This window comes from Streptomyces sp. SID3343, from assembly GCF_009865215.1.
GTDB lineage: Bacteria > Actinomycetota > Actinomycetes > Streptomycetales > Streptomycetaceae > Embleya.
Genome location: NZ_WWJX01001432.1, coordinates 1 through 3,703, shown reverse-complemented (window position 1 = coordinate 3,703; position 3,703 = coordinate 1). Strand labels below are relative to the sequence as shown.

Here is a 3,703-nt window from a genome sequence, read left to right as displayed (position 1 = left end):
CGCGGCCTGCCTGGCCGTCGGCACGCCGCCCCTCGTGGGTGCCGCCGTTCACGGCCTCGAACGCTACTACGGGCAGCGCCTCGACTGGCACGGCTGCGTCCTGGGTCCGGACGACCGGGAGGGTGCCGCACTCGAACAGGCCGGCGCCCGCTGCGCGGAAGTCACGGTGCCGCTGGATTACGGCGACCCCGGCGGACGCACCGTCACACTGGCGCTCTCCCGGATCAAGGCCACCGACACCCGCCATCGGATCGGTGTGCTGCTGCTCAACGACGGCGGCCCCGGCGCACCGACGATCGGCGCGCCGCCCCGAGTGCACACCGCCCTCAAGGAGACTGCCGCCCGCTTCGACATCGTCGCACCGGACCCGCGCTTCGTCGGCCGCAGCGGGCAGGTCGACTGCGGTTGGCCGTTCGGCGGCCTCTTCTCCGCCGGGTCGAGTCGCGCCTCCTTCGAACGCCAGGTCGCCCTCCACCGGGACCTCGCGGCCAGATGCCGAGCGACGGCCGGTGACCTGCCGGCGTACGCGGGCACCCGCGACGCGGCCCGGGATGTGGACGTGGTCCGGGGCGTGCTCGGCGAACGGAGGATCTCCTTCATCGGTCTGTCCTACGGCGCCTACCTCGGCACGGTGTACACCCAGATGTTCCCTGGTCGCTTCGACCGGATGGTTCTGGACGGCGCGCCGGACCCGCACCATTCCGGTCCCACACTCCTGCCGAACCAACTGCCGGAACAGGAACGGGCGTTCGTCGACTGGGCGAACTGGGCGGCGCAGCGCCACGACATCTACGGGCTCGGGCGCACCGGCGAGGAGGTGACCGCCGGGATCCTGCGGACCGTCGAGACCGCGGCGGCCCGCCCGCTCGTCGTCGGCACCGGCGACGACACGTTCCGGCTCGACGACACCCGGGTACCGGTGCTGCTCTTCCTCGGCCTCGCAAGCGACTTGGACGCGCAACGGTCGGCCCTCGCCGAGCAGATGGCAATGCTCGCCGAGGCCGCCACCGGCCGGCCGGTCACTCCCTCGGTCCCGACCACCGCCCTGCTGCGCCTGCTGTTCGGCCCGCAGGGATCACCGAACGGCAGCGCCACGCAGGCCGTCCTGTGCGCGGACCGCGCCGCGCCGCGCGACCCCGAATACTACCGGCGCCGGATCGAGCGCGGCCGCGCCGAGCACCCGCTGTTCGGCCCGCTGCTCGGCAACATCAGCCCCTGCGCCTTCTGGGACGCGCCCCGCGAGGCACCCACCGAGGTACGCCTGGACGCCCGGGTCCTGATCCTCTCCGCCACCGGAGACCCCCGCACCCCCTACCGCGACGGCATCGCCCTGCACCGGATGCTGCCCGGCTCACGCCTGCTGACCCTCCAGGGCGCCGACCAGCACGGGCTCTACGGCCTCTACGGCAACGCGTGCGTCGACGACGCGGTCAACGCCTACCTCGCCGACGGCCGTCTGCCGGACACCGACCCGGTCTGCACGCGCCGGTAGCGAGCCAGGACGCGTGCCGTGGCCGGGGGCGAGCTCGCGGCACGTCCGCGGATCGACGCCGCCGGACAGGCGGGGCGTGGTGAGACGGCCTGGTACCCGGACGCCGGCCCGCCCGGGACAATGCGGCAGGCCGACGGTGCCGCCCGTGCAGGACCCGGGGACTGCCCGGGTAACAACTCCTCGAGCAGCGGGGACCCTCCACCGATATCGAGGTCGTAGGTGGCTTGGGGCGGGAGTGTTCGGGGTCGCCGGTGAGGTAGGCGGTGACGTCGTCGGCCGACGGGTCCTGGCTCGCCTGGCCGACCAAGCCCGACAGCACCAACGGTCTCCCGACCATTCAACGGCCCGGCCACCGGAGCCCGCTCCGCGAGCGGCCCACGAGCACGGCGCGGGCGGTTCCGACGGCTACATCGCCGACCCGCCCGGCCGAAACGACCCGCCCGGCCGAAACGTGGTGCAGCAACCAGGAGTACGCCACTTGGGATACCCAGACTGGTGGAATCCTGTGCAAGCGCTACTGCGTCGCCGGGGCAACGGCATCGGTGAACGCCTTGACGAACCCATGGACGAGAGGCGAGTCGTTCGCGGTGCGCCAAGCCAGAGCCCAATGACAGACGGGCGCGTCCGTGATGGGGACGAAGGCGAGACTCGGCCACGCGTAGAGGTCGGCCGGCTCAGCCGTGACGCCGGCGGTGGCTTGCCCTGAAGAGACGGCGCTCAGGGCCTCCTGCCAGGTGGAGACCTGCGGGCCGCGGGGGACGGGGCGGCCGGAAGGGGTGTGGCGGGGGTTGAAGACCTCCTCCATGGAGGCCGGGATCGACCGGCCTTCGACCACTGTGCAATCGCCGAGATCTTCCAGGCGGATGGCCTCGCGCTTCGCGTAGGGATGTTCGACCGAGATCATCAGTAGCACCGCAGACGCGTGCGAGGTCGCTCGGACGGTCAGGCCAGGTTCGTCTATCGGCAACCACACGTGTGCGACGCCCAGTTCGCCGGACTTGAGACTCCCGTACGTACCTGGCGGCACGGTCGCCGGGCGGGTGTGCGGGGTCGGCGGCGGGGTTGATTCCGGGTGGCTCGGTCGGCGAGTGCTCGCCGGCACAGGGAACAGCGGCGGCTTCGCCGAGCGTGCGCTGGTCGGCGTGAAGGATCTGATCCCCGTTCCGGACGGTCTGGACCTCTCCGACGCGGTCGGGCTCCACACGGACGGCAGCACCGCCGTGGGCCTGGTCGAGGCTGCGGCTGTCAAGCCCGGGGACTGGGTGCTTGTAGAGGCGGCGGCCGGTGGCGTCGGCAGCAACCTGGTGCAGTTGTCAGTGGCTGCGGGAGCGCGTGTGGTGGCAGCGGCTCGCGGCCGGCGGAAGCTGGACGCGGCGAGTGCGTTGGGGGCAGCGGCCGTCGTCGACTACTCGGAGCCGGCGTGGACTGAACGGGTTCGCGACGTGACCACCGGAACCGGTCCGGACGTGGTGTTCGTCGGCGTGGGCGGCGCGATCGGCCGGGCCGCCTTCGAAGTAACCGCACCGGGCGGCCGCTTCTCGATCCACGGAGCGTCAAGCGGCGAGGCCACAGTCGTCGACCCGCAGCTCGCGGACCGACGTGGCATCGAAGTGCTCCCGATTGAGCAGCTGTTCACCTTCGGCCCGCAGATGCGCGGATGGGCGGATGCGCGGATGGGCGGAGAGGATTTTTGCCGCAGCGGTGACAGGCCAGGTGAGGCCCCTCACAGGGCAGCGCTTCCCCCTGGACCGGGCCGCGGCGGCACATGCGGCCATCGAGTCACGCCAAGCACTCGGAAAGACGCTGATCATGGTGGCCTCGGACCGCTAACGGGTTCCCTTGCATTGGGCCGTTCGCGGCATGCATGTCAAGCGCCTTGTCCTGGACGGCCTTCGAGCTGTCCTTCAGGTCGCCGTTCCGCCAGTGCTGCCCGTCGGCCGGATCAGCGGTCCGATGCGCGGTCTCGGAGACCCGACTTGGTAATACGTAGGTAAGCGCAACCCGTCAGTGCGCATGGCAGCGAGAGCTGTACAAGGAGACGCACGCCAGTTTCGAGCTGTACTCGGGGCAGCGGTGGGGGATGAGCCGGACGCGTGCGTACGAGCTGACCGACGCTGCGCCGCTCATGTTCGCGGTGTCCGAAATCTCGGACAGTCCGGTGATGGAGTCGCAGGTGCGCGTGTTGGCGCCGGTGCTCCGCTCTGACCGGCC

General features: G+C 71.4%; 3 protein-coding genes. 1 reads left to right on the top strand and 2 read right to left on the bottom strand.

Going from position 1 to position 3,703, the window contains the following annotated elements; translation table 11 throughout:
- The coding region (locus GT354_RS45775; protein ID WP_237536114.1) for an alpha/beta hydrolase at positions 1–1,492 on the top strand (1,492 nt) is incomplete at its 5' end.
- A 514-nt stretch (positions 1,493–2,006) separates the two neighbouring features.
- Here the strand turns inward: GT354_RS45775 and GT354_RS56145 are convergent.
- Both GT354_RS56145 and GT354_RS53110 read right to left on the bottom strand, forming a co-directional pair.
- Positions 2,007–2,519: a LysR substrate-binding domain-containing protein gene (locus tag GT354_RS56145; RefSeq protein ID WP_346012479.1), complete on the bottom strand. Its 513-nt coding sequence runs from the start codon at positions 2,517–2,519 to the stop codon at positions 2,007–2,009.
- A 526-nt stretch (positions 2,520–3,045) separates the two neighbouring features.
- The gene (locus tag GT354_RS53110) at positions 3,046–3,219 is read right to left on the bottom strand and encodes a hypothetical protein (protein ID WP_202513045.1); all 174 of its coding nucleotides are present in this window, start codon (positions 3,217–3,219) and stop codon (positions 3,046–3,048) included.
- Positions 3,220–3,703: the final 484 nt, after the last annotated feature.